Annotated in this window: 17 protein-coding genes; 10 read left to right on the plus strand and 7 right to left on the minus strand. The window is 65.3% G+C overall.

Annotated features, from left to right (window positions below):
- Positions 1-10: 10 nt before the first annotated feature.
- The 5 genes from V9K84_RS07705 to V9K84_RS07725 form a co-directional block, all read right to left on the minus strand.
- Positions 11-1,255, minus strand: a complete 1,245-nt coding sequence (locus V9K84_RS07705) for an FAD-binding oxidoreductase (protein ID WP_043861425.1) — start codon at positions 1,253-1,255, stop codon at positions 11-13.
- 24 nt (positions 1,256-1,279) lie between these two features.
- Positions 1,280-1,990, minus strand: coding sequence for an ABC transporter permease subunit (locus V9K84_RS07710; protein ID WP_043861426.1), 711 nt, complete (start codon positions 1,988-1,990; stop codon positions 1,280-1,282).
- The gene (locus tag V9K84_RS07715) at positions 1,987-2,706 is read right to left on the minus strand and encodes an ABC transporter permease subunit (RefSeq protein ID WP_043861427.1); all 720 of its coding nucleotides are present in this window, start codon (positions 2,704-2,706) and stop codon (positions 1,987-1,989) included. Before V9K84_RS07715 ends, V9K84_RS07710 begins: the two co-directional genes overlap by 4 nt.
- 109 nt (positions 2,707-2,815) lie before the next feature.
- The gene (locus V9K84_RS07720; protein ID WP_088514961.1) at positions 2,816-3,574 is read right to left on the minus strand and encodes a transporter substrate-binding domain-containing protein; all 759 of its coding nucleotides are present in this window, start codon (positions 3,572-3,574) and stop codon (positions 2,816-2,818) included.
- A 29-nt stretch (positions 3,575-3,603) separates the two neighbouring features.
- Complete coding sequence (locus V9K84_RS07725) at positions 3,604-4,473, minus strand: MurR/RpiR family transcriptional regulator (RefSeq protein ID WP_043861429.1); 870 nt, start codon at positions 4,471-4,473, stop codon at positions 3,604-3,606.
- Positions 4,474-4,621: 148 nt separating this feature from the next.
- Here V9K84_RS07725 and V9K84_RS07730 point away from each other — a divergent pair, with 148 nt between their 5' ends.
- From V9K84_RS07730 to V9K84_RS07770, 9 genes are all read left to right on the plus strand, one after another.
- The gene (locus V9K84_RS07730) at positions 4,622-5,638 is read left to right on the plus strand and encodes an Ldh family oxidoreductase (protein WP_043861430.1); all 1,017 of its coding nucleotides are present in this window, start codon (positions 4,622-4,624) and stop codon (positions 5,636-5,638) included.
- A 137-nt stretch (positions 5,639-5,775) separates the two neighbouring features.
- Positions 5,776-6,978 carry an amino acid aminotransferase gene (locus V9K84_RS07735; protein ID WP_043861431.1) on the plus strand — a complete coding sequence of 401 codons (1,203 nt, stop codon included), beginning with the start codon at positions 5,776-5,778 and terminating at the stop codon, positions 6,976-6,978.
- 228 nt (positions 6,979-7,206) lie between these two features.
- The gene (locus V9K84_RS07740) at positions 7,207-8,484 is read left to right on the plus strand and encodes a serine/threonine transporter (protein ID WP_088514960.1); all 1,278 of its coding nucleotides are present in this window, start codon (positions 7,207-7,209) and stop codon (positions 8,482-8,484) included.
- A 152-nt stretch (positions 8,485-8,636) separates the two neighbouring features.
- On the plus strand, positions 8,637-9,137 hold the full coding sequence (gene tpx / locus V9K84_RS07745) for a thiol peroxidase (protein ID WP_043861433.1): 501 nt from the start codon (positions 8,637-8,639) through the stop codon (positions 9,135-9,137).
- A gap of 255 nt (positions 9,138-9,392) precedes the next feature.
- Positions 9,393-10,679: an MdtA/MuxA family multidrug efflux RND transporter periplasmic adaptor subunit gene (locus tag V9K84_RS07750; protein ID WP_088514959.1), complete on the plus strand. Its 1,287-nt coding sequence runs from the start codon at positions 9,393-9,395 to the stop codon at positions 10,677-10,679.
- Positions 10,676-13,774: an MdtB/MuxB family multidrug efflux RND transporter permease subunit gene (locus V9K84_RS07755; protein WP_058540138.1), complete on the plus strand. Its 3,099-nt coding sequence runs from the start codon at positions 10,676-10,678 to the stop codon at positions 13,772-13,774. Before V9K84_RS07750 ends, V9K84_RS07755 begins: the two co-directional genes overlap by 4 nt.
- Complete coding sequence (locus tag V9K84_RS07760) at positions 13,771-16,878, plus strand: efflux RND transporter permease subunit (protein ID WP_043861436.1); 3,108 nt, start codon at positions 13,771-13,773, stop codon at positions 16,876-16,878. The genes V9K84_RS07755 and V9K84_RS07760 overlap by 4 nt, the downstream gene beginning before the upstream one ends.
- Positions 16,875-18,377 carry an efflux transporter outer membrane subunit gene (locus V9K84_RS07765; RefSeq protein WP_054914580.1) on the plus strand — a complete coding sequence of 501 codons (1,503 nt, stop codon included), beginning with the start codon at positions 16,875-16,877 and terminating at the stop codon, positions 18,375-18,377. Before V9K84_RS07760 ends, V9K84_RS07765 begins: the two co-directional genes overlap by 4 nt.
- Positions 18,378-18,606: 229 nt before the next feature.
- On the plus strand, positions 18,607-20,685 hold the full coding sequence (locus V9K84_RS07770; protein ID WP_088514958.1) for an EAL domain-containing protein: 2,079 nt from the start codon (positions 18,607-18,609) through the stop codon (positions 20,683-20,685).
- A gap of 9 nt (positions 20,686-20,694) precedes the next feature.
- On the opposite strand, the gene V9K84_RS07775 is transcribed toward V9K84_RS07770, so the two are convergent.
- Both V9K84_RS07775 and V9K84_RS07780 read right to left on the minus strand, forming a co-directional pair.
- On the minus strand, positions 20,695-20,952 hold the full coding sequence (locus V9K84_RS07775) for a DUF1652 domain-containing protein (protein WP_043861439.1): 258 nt from the start codon (positions 20,950-20,952) through the stop codon (positions 20,695-20,697).
- Between the two features lie 279 nt (positions 20,953-21,231).
- The gene (locus V9K84_RS07780; protein WP_054914577.1) at positions 21,232-21,879 is read right to left on the minus strand and encodes a DUF1345 domain-containing protein; all 648 of its coding nucleotides are present in this window, start codon (positions 21,877-21,879) and stop codon (positions 21,232-21,234) included.
- A gap of 81 nt (positions 21,880-21,960) precedes the next feature.
- Between V9K84_RS07780 and V9K84_RS07785 the strand changes: the two genes are divergently transcribed.
- Positions 21,961-22,632 (plus strand): DUF3313 domain-containing protein, encoded by a 672-nt coding sequence (locus tag V9K84_RS07785; protein ID WP_043861440.1) that lies wholly within the window; start codon positions 21,961-21,963, stop codon positions 22,630-22,632.
- The last annotated feature ends 59 nt before the right edge of the window (positions 22,633-22,691 follow it).

Consider the following 22,691-nt stretch of genomic DNA (forward strand, 5'->3'; position numbering starts at 1 on the left):
CTCCGCGATCTCAGTGTTCGAAGCGGTCGGCGCCATAGGGCGTCGGGTCGGTAAAGGTGTTCTCGCCGGTAATCATTTCTGCCAGCAGGCGCCCGCATACCGGGCCCAGGGTGAGGCCGTGGTGGGCGTGGCCGAAGTTGAACCACAGGCCCTTGTGCCGCGGCGCCGGGCCGATCACCGGGCGCATGTCCGGCAGGCAGGGGCGTCGGCCCAGCCACGGCGCGTCCTGGGTGCGCTCGCCCAGCGGGAACAGCTGGCGGGCGATGGCTTCGCAGCGCTGCAACTGGACCTCGTTGGCCGCATCGTCGCTGGCGGCGAACTCGATGCCGGTGGTCAGGCGAATACCCTGGGCCATCGGTGCCAGCACGAAGCCGCCCTGCACGTCGCACAGTGAATGCTTGAGTGCAGCACCGGCCTTGGCATGAAAATGTACGTGATAGCCGCGCTTGACCTCCAACGGGATATCGTAGCCCAGCGGGCGGAACAGCTCGCCGGCCTGCGGGCCCAGCGCGATCACCGCCTCCGGTGCAGTGACCGGGCCCTGGCGGGTGTCGACCTGCCATTCGCTGGCCACCTGGCGCAGGGTGCGCGCATCGCCCTGGATGAACTGCCCGCCGCGCTTGACGAACAGCGCCGCGTAACCGCGGGTGAGGCCGCCGGGGTTGCTCACGGTCTTGGGGTCGAGCCAGTGGATGCCGCCCACGGCGTTGGCGCTCAGGTCCGGTTCGCGCTCGTGCAGTTGCTGCTTGTCGAGAATCTCGAACTGCAGGCCGTAGGGCTTGAGCGCCTGGGCATCGGCCACGGCCTGGGCCAGGGCAGGCTGGGTGCGGTACACCTCGATCCAGCCCTTGGCCTGCACCATGGCGCCCAGTTCGGCGGCCTCGATCAGTGCGTCGTGTTCCTCGACGCAGCGCTGCACCAGCGGCAGCATGGCGCGGGTGGCCTCGGCCAGGGGCGCCGGGGCGGAGTTCTTCCAGTATTGCAGCAACCAGGGCGCGGCCTTGGGCAGGTAGCTGAAGCTGTAGCGCACGTCGGGCTGGCGGTTGAGGCCGTAGCGCAGCAGCTTGGACAGCTCGCGCGGGAAGGCATAGGGGATCACGCTGGAGCGCTCGATCAGGCCGGCATTGCCGTGGCTGGTGCCGCTGCCCGGTTCGTCACGGTCGATCAGGATCACCTTGCGCCCGCGTGCTTGCAGGTGCAGGGCCGTGGAAACACCGACGATACCGGCGCCCAGAACGATGGTTTGGCAATGCATGAAAAAATCCTCTACGGCTACGGTTCAGCGCAGGTGGCGGCCCAGTCGGGCTTCTATGTGTTTGAGGCTGCGGCGCACGATCTCCACGATCAGCAGGTAGAGCACCGCGGCCCACAGGTAGATCTGGAAGTCGAAACTGCGCGAGAAGGCCAGCTTGGTCACGCCCATCAGGTCGTAGATGGTCACCAGCGAGGCGATTGCACTGGCCTTGATCATCAGAATCAGCTCGTTGCCCAGCGGGCCGATGGCCACGATCAGCGACTGCGGCAGGATCACCTTGAAGAAGGTGGTCGAGCGCTTCAGGCTCAGTGCCCTGGCCGCCTCGTATTGCCCGGGGGCCACGGCCATCAGGCTGCCGCGAAAGATCTCGGCCTGGTAGGCGGCGGTGTTCAGGGTGAAGGCCAGCAGGGTGCAGTACCAGGCTTCGCGGAAGAACCACCACATGCCGACGTCCTGCCAGAAGCTCTTGAGCGAGCCCAGCCCGTAGTACAGCAGAAACAGCTGCGCCAGCAGCGGCGAGCCCCGGAAGAAGTAGATGTAGCCGGCGCTCAGGCGTTGCAGCAGCACGTTGTTCGACAGCCGCGCCAGCGCCAGCAGCAGGCCCAGCAGGGCGCCCAGGGTGAAGGAGATGGCCACCAGTTTGCCGGTGACCAGCAGCCCGTCGATAAAGCGCGGGCCGTAGCGTTCGAGCAGGTCGGGGTCGACGAAGAACGCCAGCAGGGCATCGAGATTCATGTGCGTGCACTCCGCAGGTGACGGCTGGTGTGGCGTTCGATATAGGCGAAGACCCGGCCCGACAGCGCCGAGAACAGCAGGTAGCCCAGGCAGGCGACGGTGTAGAAGAACATCGGCTCCTTGGTCACGCTGACGGCCAGGTTGGTCTGGCGCATCAGGTCGACCAGCGAGATGGTCGACACCAGCGAGGTGTCCTTGAGCAGCGACAGCCAGTTGTTCGACAGGCCCGGCAGGGCGATGCGCACCAGCTGCGGGAACACCACCTTGCGGAAGGTGGTGGTTTTGCTCAGGCCCAGCGCGGCCGAGGCCTCGTATTGGCCCTTGGGAATGGTCTTGAACGCGCCCAGCCAGATTTCACTGGAAAACGCGGCGAACACCAGGCTGAAGGCGATCATGGCGGCGAGGAAGGTATTGATCATTACCTCGCCCTCGTAGCCCATGGCGGTGAGGATCTTCTGCGCGGCGATCTGGCAGCCGTAATAGATGATCAACAGCGTGAGCAGTTCGGGCAGGCCGCGAAATACCGTGGAGAACACGGTGGCCCAGGCGCGCGGAAAGCGTTTTTTCGAGCGGGCGGCCAGCGCCACGCCAAGGCCCAGCGGCAGGCCGATGGGCAGGCAGGCCAGGGCCAGGGAAATGGTCACCAGGGCGCCGGCCAGCAGGGCCTGGCCCCAGCCACCGCTGGCGAAGGATAACAGGGACAGTTGTTCGATCATGCGCGAACCCTCGGCAAGACAACAGGGCCTCTTCGCCGGCAAGCCGGCTCCCACAGGGTCGCGGTTGACGCAAAACCCTGTGGGAGCTGGCTTGCCAGCGAATGCGGTCTTACTGGTAGATATCGAAGTCGAAGTATTTGCTGGCGATCTTCTGGTAAGTCCCGTTGGCGACGATCTCGTCCAGGGCCTTGTTCAGGCGCTCGCGCAGCGCCTCGTCTTCCTTGCGCACGGCGATAGAGGCATCGGCGGTGGTGCCCTTGACGTCACCCAGGATCTTGCAGCAGTCCTTGCCTGCCTTGCCCAGCCATTCGAGCAGCGGGAACTTGTCGGCAATCACCCCGTCCAGGCGCCCGGCGGCGAGGTCCGCGTTGGCTTCGTCCAGGGTCGGGTACAGCTTGACGTCGGCACCGGCCTTGCCATACACGTCTTCGGCGTAGATCGCCTGGGTGGAGGAGGACTGCGCGCCCACCGTGTAGCCCTTGAAGTCGGTCTGCGCGTCGGTGATCTCGCTGTCCTTGGGCACTGCGACCGACAGCGGCGTCTTGTAGTAGTGGTTGGTGAAGGCGATTTTCTTGCGGCGCTCTTCGGTGTTGATCATCGAGGCCACCACGGCGTCGTACTTCTTGGCCATCAGCGCCGGGATGATGCCTTCCCAGTCCTGGGCCACCACGGTGCACTCGACCTTCATCTGTTCGCACAGGGCCTTGGCGATGTCCACGTCAAAGCCGTGCAGCTGGTTCTTGGAGTCGACGTAGTTGAACGGCGGGTAGGCGCCTTCGGTGGCGATCTTCAGGGTTTCGGCCTGGGCCGAGGTGATGCCGGCGAACAGCAGCGCGCATGCGCCTGCAAAGCGGAGGACGGGTTTCATGAAACACCTCGTGGTTGATTGCACTCTTGCTATTGTTTGCTCGTTGACGTGTAGCCAACGAATTCGTTGTGTAGAGCGGCAGTTGCTTCCAAGCGTTTTTCAACATCCGGCCCGAGCTTCTTGCAGACCTCGTTGACCATCAGGTGTACCCACGACAGCATCGTCGCGGTGGACTCCCAGAACAGATTGAATTCGGTGGGGATGCGAAACACCTCGTCGGCGTTGGCATCGGCCCAGTCACAGAAGGTGTCGGTAACCAGTGTTACCGGGATGCCCGCTTCGCGTGCCTTGCGACACAGCACCAGGGCGTGGCGCGAGTAGCGGCGCGCCTCGAACACCACCAGCGCGCAGTCGTGCGAGGCGCTGAGCAGCACTTCGCCGAAGTGCCCGGCGCTGCCGTCCACCACCTGCACGCCATCGCGCAGGTATTGCAGCAGGTGGCTCATGCACTGGGCGATACCGCGCTCGGTCTGGAACCCGGCAATGAATACCCGGCGCCGTTCGGCCAGGCGCCGGGCCACGGTGTGCCAGGCCTCGGTGCGGCTGTACTCGTAGACCCGCACCAGGGCGGCGACCTCCAGCTCGAGGCTGCGCGCGCGGTCGATGTCGTCCTTGCCCTGTTGTTGGCGAAATTCTTGCAACCGATCACCGACCAGCCATGGGCCATCGCCCAGGTCGTCCTTGAGATCGTGCTTGAGGGCCTTGAGGTGTTCGTAGCCGAGCGAGCGGCAGAAACGCCCGACACTCGATTCGCTGACGCCGATTTTTGCCGCCAGGCTGGCCGAGGTCTCGAAGGGCAGGTCGGTGAAATGGGCGAGCATGTACGTGGCGATCTTGCGACCCGAGGCCGCCGCATGTTGCAGGCTGTTTTCCAGGCGTTGCTTGATCGGTTGGCTCACGGACGATTCTCGACGACGGTTGCGCTGGGAATAGAAAATGAATGTTTTCTGTCATCAAGTCAACATTTGACAGTTTGCTGTCAATCGGAGGAAAGTCCGCTATCGCTCACTGCTGTCGCCCATACCAATTCCAACAAGGGAGCTTCAGATGTCCGCAGCTGTTCACCACTTGCCCCAGGCCGACCTCGAGCGCCTGTTGCAGCAGATTTTCGTGCGCCACGGCACCAGCGAATCGGTTGCCCGCACGCTGGCCGCCAACTGCGCCAGCGCCCAGCGCGACGGCGCCCATAGCCACGGGGTATTCCGGATTCCCGCCTATGTGTCGACCCTGGCCAGTGGCTGGGTCAACGGCACGGCGGTGCCCCAAGTGCAGGACGTGGCCAGCGGCTACGTACGGGTCGATGCCGGGGGCGGTTTTGCCCAGCCGGCGCTTGAGGCGGCGCGGGCGCTGCTGGTGGAAAAGGCCCGCAGTGCCGGCATTGCTGTGCTGGCGATACACAACTCGCATCACTTCGCGGCCCTGTGGCCGGATGTCGAGCCCTTTGCCGAAGAAGGCCTGGTGGCCCTGAGCGTGGTCAACAGCATGACCTGCGTGGTGCCGCACGGCGCGCGCAAGCCACTGTTCGGTACCAACCCCATCGCGTTCGCCGCACCCTGTGCCGGGCATGCGCCGATCGTGTTCGACATGGCCACCAGCGCCATCGCCCATGGTGACGTGCAGATTGCCGCGCGCAAGGGCGAGCAGTTGCCCGAAGGCATGGGCGTGGACCGCGACGGGCAGCCGACCTGCGATCCGCAGGCGATTCTCGACGGGGGTGCCTTGCTGCCCTTTGGCGGGCACAAGGGCTCGGCGCTGTCGATGATGGTCGAGTTGCTGGCCGCGGCGCTGACCGGCGGCAACTTCTCGTTCGAGTTCGACTGGTCGCAGCACCCGGGCGCCAAGACCCCGTGGACCGGGCAACTGGTGATCGTGATCGACCCGACCAAGGCCGAAGGCAGCCGTTTTGCCGAGCGCAGCCGTGAACTGGTGGAACAGATGCAGGCGGTAGGCCTGACCCGCATGCCCGGCGAGCGGCGCTTGCGTGAGCGCGAGGCGTCGGCGCGGGACGGGGTGAGCGTGACGGCGCAGGAGTTCGAGCAGTTGCAGGTGTTGGCCAAGGGGTGACCCGCGGCCTTTTCGCCGGCGGATGCATGCGCAGCTGCACTGATCAGTTGCATCCAGGGTCATGTCACAAATCGGCGGCTACAGGTATCCTCGGCAGCGTCTTTCACGATTTGCCCAGACCCAAGGAGCTGCACGCTGTGTTCAAACATGTCGATGCCTATGCCGGCGATCCGATTCTCTCCCTGATGGAGACCTTCAAGGCCGATCCGCGTGCCAACAAGGTCAACCTGAGCATCGGCCTGTATTACGACGCCGCCGGTGTGGTGCCACAGCTGGCGGCAGTGGGCGAGGCGGAAAAACGCCTGGCCGACCAGCCCCATGAAGCCTCGCTGTACCTGCCGATGGAAGGCCTGGGCAGCTACCGCCAGGCGATCCAGGCGCTGCTGTTCGGCGCCGATCACCCGGCCGTGGGTGGCGCACGTGTGGCCACCGTGCAGACCGTGGGCGGCTCGGGTGCGCTGAAGGTCGGTGCCGACTTCCTCAAGCGCTATTTCGCCGACTCGCAGGTATGGGTCAGCGACCCGACCTGGGACAACCACCGCGCGATCTTCGAAGGCGCCGGGTTCAAGGTCAACACCTACCCGTACTTCGACCCGGCCACCCGTGGCCTGGACTTCGACGGCATGCTCGCCACCCTGCAGACCCTGCCGGCCAACAGCATCGTGCTGCTGCACCCGTGCTGCCACAACCCGACCGGGGTCGACCTGAACCAGGCGCAATGGCAGCAGGTGATCGAGGTGGTCAAGGCGCGCGAGCTGATTCCGTTCCTCGACATCGCCTACCAGGGCTTCGGTGAAGGCCTGGACGCCGACGCCTACGCCATTCGCGAGTTTGCCCGCGCCGGCGTGCCGTGCCTGGTCAGCAACTCGTTCTCCAAGATCTTCTCGCTGTATGGCGAGCGGGTTGGCGGCCTGTCGGTGGTCTGTGACGACAGCGCCACCGCGCAGAGCGTGCTGGGCCAGCTCAAGGCGACCGTGCGCCGCAACTACTCCAGCCCGCCCAACTTCGGTGCGCAACTGGTTGCGACGGTGCTTGGCGATGCCGGCCTGAATGCCCAGTGGCAGGCTGAAGTGGAGGGGATGCGCCTGCGTATCCTGGACATGCGCCAGGCGCTGGTGGATGCACTGGCGGTGCTGCTGCCGGGTCAGAACTTCGACTTCTTCCTGAGCCAGCGCGGCATGTTCAGCTACACCGGCTTCAGCGTGGAGCAGGTACGCCGGCTGCGTGACGAGTTCGGCGTGTACCTGATCGACAGCGGCCGGGTGTGCATGTCGGGCGTGCGCCCGGACAACCTGCAGCAGGTGGCCGAAGCGTTCGCGGCGGTGCACAAGACCGCATAACGGCCAGTCGCGGCTCAAGCCCGCTCCCACACGTACAGTGATGGCCTTGTGGGGGCGGGCTTGACCGGCGATGCGTTGCCGGCAGGTGCAACCACTCCTCGGCAAGGGCTTTGCAAGTGCAACCAAAGCGCGCACAATCGCGCCCCTCTTTTACAGCTGGGGTGCGCCGATGCGTCTGTTTGGCCACTCCCAGCGATGTTGCAGTCTTGCGAGCGGAGTTGCACCCGGATGAATGAGCAGGCCCCGAGCGTTGATCAACGCTTCGAATCGACCCCCGCCGCCCTAGGTAGCTGGGCCCGGCAGGACACCACCTGGATGCTGGGCCTGTTCGGTACCGCCATCGGTGCCGGCACGCTGTTCCTGCCAATCAACGCCGGCCTCGGCGGCTTCTGGCCGCTGCTGATCCTCGCGCTGCTGGCCTTCCCGATGACCTACTACGCACACCGTGGCCTGACCCGCTTCGTGCTCTCGGGGCGTGACGGTGCCGACATCACCGAAGTGGTGGAGGAGCATTTCGGCCTCAGCGCCGGCGCCTGCATCACCTTGCTGTACTTCCTTGCCATCTTCCCCATCCTGCTGATCTACAGCGTGGCCCTGACCAACACGGTCAGCAGCTTCATGGAGCATCAACTGCACATGGCGCCGCCGCCGCGGGTGCTGCTGTCGTTCGTGCTGATCCTGGGCCTGCTGGTCATCGTGCGCTGCGGCGAGCAGGCCACCGTCAAGGTCATGAGCCTGCTGGTGTACCCCTTCATCGTGGCCCTGGCATTGCTGGCGGTGTTCCTGATACCGCACTGGAACGGCGGCATCCTCACGGCCGCCACCGAGCTGCCATCGGGGTCGGCATTCGTGCACACCCTGTGGCTGGCGATTCCGGTGATGGTGTTCTCGTTCAACCACTCGCCGATCATTTCGGCCTTTGCCGTGGACCAGAAGCGCCGCTACGGCGAGCACGCCGACGAGCGCAGCGGGCAGATCCTGCGGCGCGCGCACCTGTTGATGGTGGCGATGGTGATGTTCTTCGTGTTCAGCTGCGTGCTCACCCTGAACCCGGCGCAACTGGCCGAGGCCAAGGCGCAGAACCTGTCGATCCTGTCGTACCTGGCCAACCACTTCAGCAACCCGACCATCGAGTTCGCTGCACCGCTGATTGCCTTCATCGCCATCGCCAAGTCGTTCCTGGGCCACTACATCGGTGCCAGCGAAGGCCTCAAGGGCCTGGTGCTCAAGACGGGCAAGCGGCCGGGCGCCAAGGCCCTGGACCGGTTCACCGCAGCCTTCATGCTGGTGATCTGCTGGGTGGTGGCCACGCTCAACCCCAGCATCCTGAGCATGATCGAGTCGTTCGGCGGCCCGGTGATCGCGGCGATCCTGTTCCTGATGCCGATGTACGCCATCCGCCGCGTGCCGGCGATGCGCAAGTACAGTGGCGCGCTGTCCAACGTGTTCGTGGTCGTGGTGGGCCTGGTGGCCATCAGCGCCATCGTCTACTCGCTGGTCGGCTGAGGCCGGGGGCGGGCAGGGGTGCACACCCTTGCTCGCTCTTTGTCCACAAATACTCTCTGGATATTCAACAATTTATCGCTGCCCCATAGGTGTCGGGGCACTTTCATGCTTAACTCTGGTCCTTTACTCACCCCCGCATAAGGACTTCTTTCATGGCTCAAGTGACTCTCAAAGGCAACCCGGTTCAGGTCAACGGCGAACTGCCGAAAGTCGGTGCCCAGGCACCTGCGTTTTCCCTGGTGGCGGGCGACCTGTCCGACGTGACCCTGGCTTCCTTCGCCGGCAAGCGTAAAGTGCTGAACATCTTCCCGAGCGTCGACACCCCGACCTGCGCCACCTCGGTGCGCCAGTTCAACGCCAAGGCCAACGAACTGGCCAACACCGTGGTACTGTGCATCTCGGCCGACCTGCCGTTCGCCCAGGCACGCTTCTGCGGCGCCGAAGGCCTGGAAAACGTCAAGAACCTGTCCACCCTGCGTGGTGCCGAATTCATCCAGAACTACGGCGTGGCCATCGCCGACGGCCCGCTCAAGGGCCTGACTGCCCGTGCAGTCGTGGTACTGGACGAAAACGACAAGGTGCTGCACGCCGAACTGGTCAAGGAAATCGCCGAAGAGCCGAACTACGACGCGGCGCTGGCGGTACTGAAGTAACGTATTCAGGCACCGCGAGTTTTCATGCACCGCATGGATGCCTTCGCTGGCAAGCCAGCTCCCACAGGGGGCGGTGCTGAAATAGAAAGGTTATTTGAAAAAAGTTGTAACGGCCTGGCCTTAGCCCAGGCCGTTTTTATTTATAGTTCAGCACTTTGCCAACGTCAGCTCTAGGTAAATAGCCGGTAAAGGCGCTTTGCTAAAACCGCTCTACTGCTTATCGTTCAGCCTCCTCAAGAGAAGTCTTTCCGCACAATGGCCGATCAACCGATGCAAACCGCCCGTCCTCGTCACTCCCGTCGCTGGCTGCTGAGCCTGCTGGTCCTGCTGCTGATTGCCGGCCTGTGCTGGGTATTCTGGCCCTCATCGCCGGCGACCAAGGCCCCGGGCGCAGGCAAGCCGGGGGGCGGGCGGCCAGGTTTCGGCGCGTTCGGCGGGCCGGTACCGGTGCGTGTGGCGCCGGCCACCGTGGGCGACTTCCCGCTGTACTACAAGGCCCTGGGCACCGTGACCGCGACCAACACGGTCAACGTGCGCAGCCGCGTGGGCGGCGAGCTGGTCAAGATCAACTTCAAGGAAGGCCAGCGGGTCAAGGCCGGCGACCTGCTGGCAGAGATCGACCCGCGCAGCTACCAGATCGCCCTGCAGCAGGCCGAAGGCACCCTGGCACAGAACCAGGCGCAGCTGAAAAACGCCCAGATCGACCTTGAGCGCTACAAGGGCCTGTTCGCCGAAGACAGCATCGCCAAGCAGACCCTCGATACCCAGGCCGCGCTGGTGGCCCAATACCAGGGCACCATCAAGACCAACCAGGCGGCGGTGGGCGATGCCAGGCTCAACCTCGACTTCACCAGGATTCGTGCCCCCATCAGCGGGCGCCTGGGCCTGCGCCAGCTGGACGTCGGCAACCTGGTGGCGGCCAACGACACCACGGCACTGGTGGTGATCACCCAGACCCAGCCGATCACCGTGGTCTTCACCCTGCCGGAAACCGAGCTGACCACCGTGCTGTCGCGCTACCGCAGCGGGGCCCAGCTGCCGGTGCAGGCGTGGGACCGCGGCGACACCCAGCAGCTCTCGGTGGGCGTGCTGAGCAGCCTGGACAACCAGATCGACACCACCACCGGCACCCTGAAGTTCAAGGCCGGGTTCGAAAACCAGGATGAAATGCTGTTCCCCAACCAGTTCGTCAACGTGCGCCTGTTGGCCGATACCTTAAAGGACGTGGTGCTGGCGCCATCGGCCGCGATGCAGTTCGGCACCAACGGCACCTTCGCCTACGTGATGGACGGCGACAACAAGGTGACCATCCGCAGCCTCAAGCTCGGCGCCAGCGACGGCGACCTCACGGTGGTCAAGGAAGGCCTGGCCAAAGGCGAGCGCGTGGTGCTCGAAGGTACCGACCGCCTGCGTGACGGCAGCGAGGTGGAAGTGGTCAACGACAGCAGCGACGTGCCCGCCACCCCAGGCCAGCACCTGCAGGGCCAGGACAAGAAAGACCTCTCGGCCACGCCGGGCGAGCAGGGCAAGGCTGGCGCATGAACCTTTCGCGGCTGTTCATCCTGCGCCCGGTCGCCACCACGCTGAGCATGCTTGCCATCGTGCTGGCCGGCCTGATCGCCTACACGTTGCTGCCCGTGGCGGCCTTGCCCCAGGTCGATTACCCGACCATCCGGGTCATCACTCTGTACCCCGGTGCCAGCCCGCAGGTGATGACCAGCGCGGTCACCGCGCCGCTGGAGCGCCAGTTCGGGCAGATGCCCGGGCTTACCCAGATGGCCTCGACCAGTTCGGGCGGTGCCTCGGTACTGACCCTGCGCTTCAGCCTCGAAATGAACATGGACGTCGCCGAGCAGCAGGTGCAGGCGGCGATCAACGCGGCCAGCAACCTGTTGCCCAGCGACCTGCCGGCGCCGCCGGTGTACAACAAGGTCAACCCGGCCGATACCCCGGTACTGACCCTGGCCATCACCAGCAAGACCATGCTGCTGCCCAAGCTCAACGACCTGGTCGACACGCGCATGGCGCAGAAGATCGCACAGATCAGCGGTGTGGGCATGGTCAGCATCGCCGGTGGCCAGCGCCAGGCGGTACGCATCAAGGTCAACCCTGACGCGCTGGCCTCGGCCGGGCTGAACCTGGCCGACGTGCGCACCCTGATCGGCGCCTCCAACGTCAACCAGCCCAAGGGCAACTTCGACGGCCCCACGCGGGTCTCGATGCTCGACGCCAACGACCAGCTGCGCTCCCCCGAGGAATACGCCAACCTGATCCTGGCCTACAAGAACGGTGCGCCGCTGCGCCTGAAGGACGTTGCCGAGATCGTCGACGGCGCCGAGAACGAGCGCCTGGCGGCCTGGGCCAACCAGAGCCAGGCAGTGCTGCTGAACATCCAGCGCCAGCCTGGGGCCAACGTCATCGAGGTGGTCGACCGGATCAAGGCGCTGCTGCCGTCGATCACCGACAACCTGCCGGCGGGGCTGGACGTGGTGGTGCTCACCGACCGCACCCAGACCATCCGTGCTTCGGTCAAGGATGTGCAGCACGAGCTGCTGATCGCCATCGTGCTGGTGGTGCTGGTGACCTTCCTGTTCCTGCGCCGGGCCAGCGCCACCCTCATCCCGTCGATCGCCGTGCCACTGTCGCTGATCGGCACCTTCGGCGTGATGTACCTGGCCGGGTTCTCGATCAACAACCTCACGCTGATGGCCCTGACCATCGCCACCGGCTTCGTGGTGGACGATGCCATCGTGATGCTGGAGAACATCTCGCGGCATATCGAGGAGGGCGAGACGCCGATGCAGGCCGCGCTCAAGGGCGCCCGGCAGATCGGCTTCACCCTGATCTCGCTGACCTTCTCGCTGATCGCGGTACTGATCCCGCTGCTGTTCATGGCCGACGTGGTGGGGCGGTTGTTCCGCGAGTTCGCCATCACCTTGGCGGTGGCGATCCTGATCTCGCTGGTGGTGTCGCTGACCCTCACGCCGATGATGTGCGCGCGCCTGCTCAAGCGCGAGCCCAGGGAAGAGGAACAGGGGCGCTTCTACCGCGCCAGCGGTGCCTGGATCGACTGGATGATCGCCCACTATGGTCGCGGCCTGCAGTGGGTGCTGCGCCACCAGCCGCTGACCCTGCTGGTGGCGGTGGCGACCCTGGGCCTGACCGTGCTGCTGTACCTGGCGGTGCCCAAGGGCTTTTTCCCGGTGCAGGACACCGGGGTGATCCAGGGTATTTCCGAAGCCCCGCAGTCGATCTCGTTCGCCGCCATGAGCCAGCGCCAGCAGGAACTGAGCGCGGTGATCCTGCAGGACCCGGCCGTGCAGAGCCTGTCGTCGTACATCGGCGTCGACGGCGACAACGCCACGCTCAACAGCGGCCGGTTGCTGATCAACCTCAAGCCCCACGGCGAGCGCGACATCACTGCCTCGCAGGTCATCACCCGTTTGCAACCGCAACTGGACAAGCTGGTGGGCATTCGCCTGTTCATGCAGCCGGTGCAGGACCTGAGCATCGAAGACCGCGTCAGCCGCACCCAGTACCAGTTCAGCCTGTCGTCGCCGGATGCCGACCTGCTCGCGCAGTGGAGCGGCAAGCTGGTGGATGCGTTGCATGATCGCCCCGAGCTGACCGATGTGGCCAGCGACCTGCAGGACAAGGGCCTGCAGGTGTTCCTGGTGATCGACCGCGACGCCGCCAGCCGTCTGGGCATCAACGTGTCGGAAATCACCAATGCGCTGTACGACGCCTTCGGCCAGCGCCAGATCTCCACCATCTATACCCAGGCCAGCCAGTACCGCGTGGTGCTGCAGGCCGCTGCGGCGGCCGACCTTGGGCCCAGGGTGCTCGACCAGATCTACGTCAAGACCACCGATGGCGCGCAGGTGCGCCTGTCGAGCCTGGCCCATGTGGAGCAGCGCCAGGCGCAACTGGCCATTGCCCACATCGGCCAGTTCCCGGCGGTGATGATGTCGTTCAACCTGGCCGAAGGCGTGTCGCTGGGCGAGGGCGTCAAGGTCATCGAACAGGTGCAGCAGCAGATCGGCATGCCGCTGGGCGTGCAGACCCGCTTCCAGGGCGCGGCCGAAGCCTTCCAGGCGTCGCTGTCGAGCACCCTGCTGCTGATTCTGGCGGCGGTGGTGACCATGTACATCGTGCTCGGCGTGCTCTACGAGAGCTACATCCACCCGGTGACCATCCTTTCGACCCTGCCCTCGGCCGCAGTGGGCGCGCTGCTGGCCTTGATGATCAGTGGCAACGACCTGGGCATGATCGCGATCATCGGCATCATCCTGCTGATCGGTATCGTCAAGAAGAACGCGATCATGATGATCGACTTCGCCCTGGAGGCCGAACGCAACCAGGGCATGGACCCGCAGACGGCGATCTACCAGGCGGCGCTGCTGCGCTTCCGGCCGATCCTGATGACCACCCTGGCGGCGCTGTTCGGGGCCATCCCGCTGATGCTCGCCACCGGCTCGGGCGCCGAGCTGCGCCAGCCGCTGGGCCTGGTGATGGTGGGCGGGCTGCTGGTGAGCCAGGTGCTGACGCTGTTCACCACGCCGGTGATCTACCTGTACTTCGACCGCCTGGCGCGTCGCTGGCGCCGTCAGCCTGACCCGCAACAGGCCGACGCATGAACCTCTCCGGCCCGTTTATCCGTCGCCCGGTGGCGACCATGCTGCTGAGCCTGGCCATCATGCTGCTGGGCGGGGTCAGCTTCGGCCTGCTGCCGGTGGCGCCGCTGCCGCAGATGGACTTCCCGGTGATCGTGGTGTCGGCCAGCCTGCCCGGGGCCAGCCCCGAGGTGATGGCCTCCACCGTGGCAACCCCGCTGGAACGCTCGCTGGGCAGCATCGCCGGGGTCAACACCCTGACCAGCCGCTCCAGCCAGGGCTCCACGCGGGTGATCCTGGGCTTCGACATGGGGCGCGACATCGATGGCGCCGCACGCGAGGTGCAGGCGGCCATCAATGCCACGCGCAACCTGCTGCCCAGCGGCATGAAGAGCATGCCCACCTACAACAAGTTCAACCCGGCCCAGGCACCGATCATGGTGCTGTCGCTGACCTCCGATGTACTGCAGAAGGGCCAGCTCTACGACCTGGCCTCCACCATCCTGTCCCAGAGCCTGTCCCAGGTGCCGGGTGTGGGCGAGGTGCAGATCGGCGGCAGTTCGCTGCCGGCGGTGCGCATCGAGCTGGAGCCGCAACTGCTCAACCAGTACGGCGTGAGCCTGGACGATGTGCGTCAGACCATCGCCAACGCCAACGTGCGCCGGCCCAAGGGCTTCATCGAGGACACCCAGCGCAGCTGGCAGGTACAGGCCAACGATCAACTGGAGAAAGCCAAGGACTACGGCCCGCTGGTGATTCGCTACCAGGACGGCTCGGTGCTGCGCCTGAGCCACGTGGCCAAGGTCACCGATGGCGTGGAGAACCGCTACAACAGCGGCTTCTTCAACGACAAGGACGCGGTGCTGCTGGTGATCAACCGCCAGACCGGCGCCAACATCATCAAGACCATCGAGAGCATCAAGGAGCAGTTGCCGGCGTTGCAGGACCTGATGCCGGCCAGCGTGCAACTGAACGTGGCCATGGACCGCTCGCCGGTGATCAAGGCCACCCTCAAGGAGGCCGAACACACGCTGCTGATCGCCGTGGCGCTGGTGATCCTGGTGGTGTTCCTGTTCCTGGGCAACCTGCGCGCCTCGCTGATCCCGACCCTGGCGGTGCCGGTGTCGCTGGTGGGCACCTTCGCGGTGATGTACCTGTGCGGGTTCTCGCTCAACAACCTGTCGCTGATGGCGCTGATTCTCGCCACCGGGCTGGTGGTGGACGACGCCATCGTGGTGCTGGAGAACATCTCGCGGCATATCGACGAAGGCGTCGCGCCGCTGGCCGCGGCCTTCCTCGGCGCCAAGGAGGTGGGCTTCACGCTGCTGGCGATGAACGCCTCGCTGGTGGCGGTGTTCGTCTCGATCCTGTTCATGGGCGGCATCGTCGAGTCGTTGTTCCGCGAGTTCTCCATCACCCTGGCGGCGGCCATCCTGGTGTCGCTGGTGGTGTCGCTGACGCTCACGCCGATGCTCTGCGCGCGCTGGCTCAAACCTCACGCCCCCGGCGAGCAGACCCGCCTGCAGCGTTGGAGCGAGCGTCTCAACCAGCGCATGATGGCCGGCTACGACCGCAGCCTGGGCTGGGCGCTGCGCCATCGCCGCCTGACCCTGCTGAGCCTGCTGGTGACCATCGTGGTCAACGTGGCGCTGTACGTGGTGGTGCCCAAGACCCTGATGCCGCAGCAGGACACCGGCCAGCTGATGGGCTTTGTGCGGGGTGACGACGGGCTGTCGTTCGCGGTGATGCAGCCGAAGATGGAAATCTACCGGCGCGCCTTGCTCAAGGACCCGGCCGTGCAGAGCGTGGCCGGTTTCATCGGCGGCAACAGCGGCATCAACAACGCCATGGTGCTGGTGCGCCTCAAGCCGATCAAGGAGCGCAAGGAGTCGGCGCAGAAGATCATCGAGCGCCTGCGCAAGGAGATGCCCAAGGTACCCGGCGGGCGGCTGTTCCTGATGGCCGACCAGGACCTGCAGTTTGGCGGTGGCCGCGAGCAGAGCAGCTCGCAGTTTCTCTACACCCTGCAAAGTGGCGAGCTGACGGCGTTGCGCGAGTGGTACCCGAAGGTGGTGGCGGCGTTCAAGGCGCTGCCGGAGCTGACGGCCATCGACGCCCGCGAAGGCAGCGGCACCCAGCAGGTGACCCTGGTGGTCGATCGCGAGCAGGCCAAGCGCCTGGGCATCGACATGAACATGGTCACCGCCGTGCTCAACAACGCCTACAGCCAGCGCCAGATCTCGACCATCTACGACAGCCTCAACCAGTACCAGGTGGTGATGGAGGTCAACCCCAAGTATGCGCAGGACCCGCGCACCCTGGAGCAGGTCCAGGTGATCACCGCCGACGGCGCGCGCGTGCCGCTGTCGACCTTTGCCCATTACGAGAACAGCCTGGCCGAGGACCGTGTCAGCCACGAGGGGCAGTTCGCCTCCGAGGACATCTCGTTCGACCTCGCAGAAGGCGTCAGCCAGGACGTGGCGCTGGCCGCGGTGGAGCGCGCGGTGGCCAAGGTCGGCCTGCCCGAGGACGTGATCGCCAAGCTCGGCGGTACCGGCGATGCCTTCACCAAGAGCCAGGAGGGCCAGCCCTGGATGATCCTCGGCGCCTTGCTGGCGGTGTACCTGGTGCTGGGGATTCTGTATGAAAGCTACATTCACCCGCTGACCATCCTCTCGACCCTGCCGTCGGCCGGGGTAGGGGCGCTGCTGACGCTGTACGTGGTCGGCAGCGAATTCAGCCTGATCTCGCTGCTGGGGCTGTTCCTGCTGATCGGGGTGGTGAAGAAGAACGCGATTCTGATGATCGACCTGGCCCTGCAGCTGGAGCGCCATGAAGGGCTGAGCCCGCAGGAGTCGATTCGTCGGGCCTGCCTGCTGCGTCTGCGGCCGATCCTGATGACCACCCTGGCGGCGATCCTGGGCGCCTTGCCGTTGCTGCTGAGCACCGCCGAGGGCGCCGAGATGCGCCAGCCGCTGGGCCTGACCATCATTGGCGGGCTGGTGTTCAGCCAGATCCTCACGCTTTACACCACCCCGGTGGTCTACCTCTATCTGGACCGCTTGCGCCATCGCTTCAATCACTGGCGCGGCGTGCGTACCGACGCTGCTTTGGAAACCCCGCTATGACCCGACCTGCCGATGTTTGTCCACCTTCCCTGCAGCGCGTGCTGGCGGCCCGTGGTTCGCGCCTGCTGACCTCGGCCCTGTGCCTGGCGATGCTCAGCGCCTGTACCCTGAGCCCCGACTACCACCGGCCGCAGGCGCCGGAGCCGGTGGCGTTCAAGTACGCTGAGGGCTGGACACAGGCCAACCCGTCCGACGCCCTGGCGCGCGGGGCCTGGTGGGAGCTGTACGGCGATGCGCAGCTCAACGGTCTGGTCGAGCAGCTCAATGCCAACAACCAGACGGTGGCCCAGTACGAGGCGCAATACCGCCAGGCCCAGACCCTGGTGCGCAGCGCCCGGGCTTCGCTGTTTCCCAGCCTCGACCTGAGCGCCGGCAAGACCCGCTCCAGCCAGGGCACCGGCAGCAGCAGTTCGAGCCTGAGCAACAACAGCAGCGGTATCCGCGACACGTACAGCGCCCAGCTGGGCGTGAGCTGGGAAGCCGACCTGTGGGGCAAGCTGCGTGAGGGCCTGAACGCCAACGAGGCGAGTGCCGAGGCGAGCCTGGCGGACCTGGCGGCGATACGCCTGAGCCTGCAGTCGGAGCTGGTGCAGAACTACCTGCAGCTGCGTGTGATCGACGAGCAGAAGCGCCTGCTCGAGGCCACGCTGGCGGCCTATCAGCGTTCGCTGACCATGACCCAGAACCAGTACCGCGCCGGGGTTTCGGGCAAGGACGCGGTGGCCCAGGCACAGACCCAGCTCAAGAGCACCCAGGCCGACCTGATCGACCTGATCTGGCAGCGGGCGCAGTTCGAGAATGCGATTGCCGTGCTGATGGGCAAGGCGCCGGCCGAATTTGCCCTGGCGCCGAGCACCACCATACCGGCCTTGCCGCAGATCCCGCTGGCGCTGCCGTCGCAGCTGCTGGAGCGCCGCCCCGACATTGCCTCGGCCGAGCGCAAGGTGATGGCGGCCAACGCCAATATCGGCGTGGCGCGGGCGGCGTACTTCCCGGACCTGACCCTGAGCATGAGCGGTGGCTACAGCAGTAGCAGCTTCAGCGACTGGATCAGCTTGCCGAACCGATTCTGGTCGGTGGGGCCGCAGTTGGCCGTGACCCTGTTCGATGCCGGCAAGCGCTCGGCCGAGGTCGACCGTACCAAGGCCGTGTACGACCAGACTGTGGCGCAGTACCGTCAGAGCGTGCTGGATGGCTTCCAGGAGGTGGAAAACTACCTGGTGCAGCTGAAAGTGTATGCCGATGAGGCGCAGGTGCGCGATGAGGCGCTGGCGTCGGCGCGCGAGTCGCTGCGCCTGACCGAGAACCAGTACAAGGCGGGCCTGATCGGGTACCTGGACGTGGTGAACGTGCAGACCACCGCGTTGAGCAATGAACGCAGCGTGCTGAACCTGCTGCAGGGCCGGCTGGTGGCCAGCGTGCAGTTGATTGCGGCGTTGGGGGGCGGCTGGGAGGCAGCCAGCCTTGCTGCTGAAGACCGTACCGCGACCGACAGGTAGTATGCGTCGAGGCGTTCGTCGGCAACGCCGGCGCCTACAGGCCGCGGTGTGATTGTAGGAGCCAGCCTTGCTGGCGAAGGCCGCGACGCGGTTCCAAAGCCTGATGGCCATTCGCCAAAAACATCCCGCCATCCCTCGGAAACTCCGTGCGTTTCGCTAAAGGTTGAGTACAATCATCGGTTTTTCACCGGGCCGGGACAGCGCCCGTCAACCGGGCCTTGGAACCTTCATGCTCAACGGTAGTTATTCCTCCTCGCTGGTCCTGATTTCGCTGTGCGTGGCGATTCTGGCGTCCTACACGGCGCTGGACCTGACCGGGCGCATCGCCACCGCCAAGGGCCGTGCCGCGTACCTGTGGATGGTCGGCGGTGCTCTGGCCCTGGGCACCGGGATCTGGTCGATGCACTTCATCGGCATGCTTGCCTTCAGCCTGCCCATCGAGCTGGGCTACGACCTGGGCCTCACCGCGCTGTCGCTGGTGATCTCGGTGCTTTCGTCGGGCTTCGCACTGTGGCTGGTGAGCCAGCCGAGCCTGCCGGGCCGCGTGCTGGCGCTGGGGGCGCTGATCATGGGCGCGGGCATCAGCAGCATGCATTACACCGGCATGGCTGCCATGCAGATGCAACCGGGCATCGACTACGACCCGCTGCTGTTCGCCGCCTCGCTGTTGATTGCAGTAGGCGCGTCGGTGGCCGCACTGTGGATCGCCTTCCGCCTGCGCCGCAATACCCCGTATGTACGCCAGATTCGCGGCGGCGCCGCCGTGGTGATGGGCATTGCCATCGTCGGCATGCACTACACCGGCATGGCAGCGGCCAATTTTGCCGACGGCAGCTTCTGTGGCGCGCTGGACGGTGGGCTCAGCGGCAGTGGCCTGGACTACTTGGTGCTGATCACCACCCTGGCGGTGCTGGCGGTGGCGCTGCTGACCTCGGTGCTGGATGCACGCCTGGAGGCGCGCACTGCGGAGCTGGCGCAATCGCTGACCCTGGCCAACCAGGAGCTGACCCAGCTGGCGCTGCACGACACCCTCACCGGGCTGCCCAACCGCAGCCTGCTGACCGACCGTATCGAGCAGGCCATCGCCAAGGTGGCCGAGCAGGGCGGCTGCTTTGCGCTGATGTTCATCGACCTGGACGGGTTCAAGCCGGTCAACGACGCGTTCGGCCATCACACCGGCGACCAGTTGCTCAAGGAGGTGGCGATGCGCCTGCGCGGCCACCTGCACAGCCAGGACACCCTGGCGCGCATCGGCGGTGACGAATTCGTGCTGCTGGTGGAGCTGGACGAGCCTGAAGATGCGGTGGGGGTGGCCGCCAAGCAGGTCAACCTGGTGTCGCGCCCGTTCCGGGTGGCCGAGCAGAGCCTGCAGATCTCCGCCAGCGTCGGCATCGTGTTGTACCCCGGCAACGGCGCCGACCAGATGGAGCTGCTGCGCAATGCCGACGCGGCCATGTACCACGCCAAGAGCGCCGGCAAGAACGCCTACAGCTTTTTCGATGTGTCGATGAACAGCAACGCGCGCCTGCAGCTGCAGTTGCTGCAGGACCTGCGCATGGCGCTGGAGCAGCGCCAGTTGCGCCTGTTCTACCAGCCCAAGTTCGATGCGGTGGGGCGCCAGCCTATCGGTGCCGAGGCCCTGCTGCGCTGGGAGCACCCGCAGCACGGCATGTTGCTGCCCGATCGCTTCATCCAGCTGGCGGAAAAAACCGGGTTGATCATCCCGATCGGCGAGTGGGTGCTGGACGAGGCCTGCCGCCAGATGCGCAGCTGGATGGACCAGGGCTATGAAAACTGGCGGGTTGCAGTGAACCTGTCGGCCATCCAGTTCTGCCATGCCGGGCTGGTGGACAGCGTGGCGTCGGCCTTGCAGCGTCATCGCCTGCCGGCCAACAGCCTGACCCTGGAGATCACCGAAACCACCGCCATGCACGACGCCGATGCGAGCCTGATGGTGTTGCAGCGCCTGTCGGACATGGGCGTGGACCTGTCCATCGACGATTTCGGTACCGGCTACTCAAGCCTGATGTACTTGAAGCGCCTGCCGGCCAACGAGTTGAAGATAGACCGTGGCTTCGTGCGCGACCTGGAGCAGGACAGCGACGATGCCGCAATCGTGTCGGCCATCGTGGCGCTGGGACAGGCACTGGGGTTGAGGATTGTTGCCGAAGGGGTGGAAACCGACCGCCAGCAGGACTTCCTGACCCGTCTGGGGTGTGATTCGCTGCAAGGGTACCTGCTCGGTCAGCCGCTGCCGGCCGAGCGTTTCATGGCTGATATCGAGAGACTGGCGGTGGGGCAGGCCTGAGCGCCAGCGTCAGGCCGAGCGTAGCGCACACGAGGGCTGGAACGCTTCAAGCTCGTCTTCCACCGCTTCGATGATGCGCTCCACATCCGACGCCGCCATCAGTGTGGCGCACGGAATGCCGGCAATCGCCAGCAGGGTTTCGCCGGTGGCGCGGTCGAACACGCGCGCCACCATGCTGCGCGGTGCATCCATGCTGGCTTCAAAGCCCAGGGGATGGAAGTGCCAGCGCATCATCTGGCAGGCGTTGGGAAACGTGAGCTTGTTCATGCCGGCCTCCTTTTACAGCTGACCCCGATTCGCTGAGCATGCCTGTACCCGGGACACGCTGCCCAGGGAAGGCCAAGACCCTAACCATAGCACCGATGCGGCCGCTGTCCGCCGCTTGTTTGCGCCCCGTTGCAGGATGTTTGACCTGCGTCACAATGGCTTTTTGCTATGTGTGGGTTGCGCAAGCGTTTGCGTGGTCCGCATTGCGGCGGGTGAGGCTGTCCTGGCCGCTGAAGCGGGCAGGGTGGGGGCCACGGGTATTTCAGACCAGCGGCGGGCTCAGCTGAGCAGGCCGGCGGCGATGTTGATGGTGAAACCCAGAATAGCGGTGTTGAACACGAAACCGATCACCGAGTGGGCCAGCACCACGCGGCGCAGTTCACGCCCGGCGACGCCCACATCGGAGGTTTGCACCGCGACGCTGAGGGTGAACGAGAAGTAGTGGAAGTCCCAGTAATCGGGGTTGCGCTCCTCGTCTGGAAAGCGCAGCAGCGGCTGCTTGGCGGTGCTGGTGTAGAACAGGCGCGCATAGTGCAGGCTGAAGATGGTGCCGATCAGCAGCCACGAGCCGGCCACGGTGAGGCCGGTGTACAGGTAGTGCAGGGCCTGGGTGCTGCCGGTCAGGCCCTTGCTGCTGGCCAGTTGCAGGGTGACTGCGGCAAGGCTGGCGATGGCCGCGATACTCACGGTAAACAGCACCAGCCCGGCATTTTCGTCCTCGATGCAGGCCACCTTGCGCACCTGGCCCGGTTTTGCCCGCAGGGTCAGCCAGAACACCAGCAGCAGGTACAGCCAGACCCCGAGGTTCCAGCCCGCCAGGATGTGTTGCACCAGGTTGTCTGCCGGGATGAACACGCCGCCCAGGCAGCCGACCAGTGCGGCGGCGCTGAGGCGCGGGTGGGTATGGGCCAGTTTGTGGAATGCCATGTTGCCTCACGTCGATGGATGCACCGCCAACTGTAGCCTATACCTAGGAAGCCTTTCTTCAGGCGCCACTGGAGCGACCGCATGAAACACGCATTGATCATCGGCACCTTGTGCCTGGCCGGGCTGGGCCTGGCCGGTTGTTCGAGCAGCACCGTGCAGCCCGACGAGTACTCCGGGTTCCTCAAGGACTACAGCCGTCTCAAGCAGACCACCTCGCCCTCCGGTGCCACGGTGATGCGCTGGATCGACCCGAACCTCAAGCTCGACCGCTACACCAGCGTATACATCGAGCCCAGCCAGCTGTATCCCAAGCCGCAACCTACCGCGCGGATTCCGCAGAGCACCCTGCAAGGCATCACCCACTACTACGACCAGGCGCTCAAGCGCGAGCTGGGCAAGTCGTTGCCGCTGGCCACCGGCCCTGGCCCGGGGGTGATCGTGGTACGCCCGGCGATCACGGCCGTCAGCAGCAAGACCGAGGGCCTGAAGGCATACGAAGTGATTCCGGTGGCGCTGGTAGCCGCGGCGGTAAGCACTGCATCGGGCATCCGCGACCAGGAAACCGATATCGCCACCGAGGCGCAGTTTCTGGATGGCGGCAACAACAAGGTGCTCGCCCAGGTGGTGCGCAAGGGCAGTGGCAAGCCGCTGGAAAACGACAGCCAGGTGATGAAGGCCGACGATGTAAAGGCAGTTCTCGATGGCTGGGCGTCCGACCTGCACCAGTCCTACCTCAAGCTCAAGGGCCATTGAGCCCTGTGCCAGGCCATTCGGGGAGCCCCGCAATGGCCTGGCAGCGTGTTGGCCGGTCT

Origin of the sequence: Pseudomonas sp. AE27 (assembly GCF_037113495.1) — a bacterium.
GTDB lineage: Bacteria > Pseudomonadota > Gammaproteobacteria > Pseudomonadales > Pseudomonadaceae > Aquipseudomonas > Aquipseudomonas palmensis.

Bases quoted from the DNA above. Each gene is read 5' to 3' on its own strand.
- V9K84_RS07705 (WP_043861425.1), bottom strand. From the start codon at position 1,255: ATGCATTGCCAAACCATCGTTCTGGGCGCCGGTATCGTCGGTGTTTCC.
- V9K84_RS07710 (WP_043861426.1), bottom strand. From the start codon at position 1,990: ATGAATCTCGATGCCCTGCTGGCGTTCTTCGTCGACCCCGACCTGCTC.
- V9K84_RS07715 (WP_043861427.1), bottom strand. From the start codon at position 2,706: ATGATCGAACAACTGTCCCTGTTATCCTTCGCCAGCGGTGGCTGGGGC.
- V9K84_RS07720 (WP_088514961.1), bottom strand. From the start codon at position 3,574: ATGAAACCCGTCCTCCGCTTTGCAGGCGCATGCGCGCTGCTGTTCGCC.
- V9K84_RS07730 (WP_043861430.1), top strand. From the start codon at position 4,622: ATGTCCGCAGCTGTTCACCACTTGCCCCAGGCCGACCTCGAGCGCCTG.
- V9K84_RS07740 (WP_088514960.1), top strand. From the start codon at position 7,207: ATGAATGAGCAGGCCCCGAGCGTTGATCAACGCTTCGAATCGACCCCC.
- tpx (WP_043861433.1), top strand. From the start codon at position 8,637: ATGGCTCAAGTGACTCTCAAAGGCAACCCGGTTCAGGTCAACGGCGAA.
- V9K84_RS07750 (WP_088514959.1), top strand. From the start codon at position 9,393: ATGGCCGATCAACCGATGCAAACCGCCCGTCCTCGTCACTCCCGTCGC.
- V9K84_RS07755 (WP_058540138.1), top strand. From the start codon at position 10,676: ATGAACCTTTCGCGGCTGTTCATCCTGCGCCCGGTCGCCACCACGCTG.
- V9K84_RS07760 (WP_043861436.1), top strand. From the start codon at position 13,771: ATGAACCTCTCCGGCCCGTTTATCCGTCGCCCGGTGGCGACCATGCTG.
- V9K84_RS07765 (WP_054914580.1), top strand. From the start codon at position 16,875: ATGACCCGACCTGCCGATGTTTGTCCACCTTCCCTGCAGCGCGTGCTG.
- V9K84_RS07770 (WP_088514958.1), top strand. From the start codon at position 18,607: ATGCTCAACGGTAGTTATTCCTCCTCGCTGGTCCTGATTTCGCTGTGC.
- V9K84_RS07775 (WP_043861439.1), bottom strand. From the start codon at position 20,952: ATGAACAAGCTCACGTTTCCCAACGCCTGCCAGATGATGCGCTGGCAC.
- V9K84_RS07780 (WP_054914577.1), bottom strand. From the start codon at position 21,879: ATGGCATTCCACAAACTGGCCCATACCCACCCGCGCCTCAGCGCCGCC.
- V9K84_RS07785 (WP_043861440.1), top strand. From the start codon at position 21,961: ATGAAACACGCATTGATCATCGGCACCTTGTGCCTGGCCGGGCTGGGC.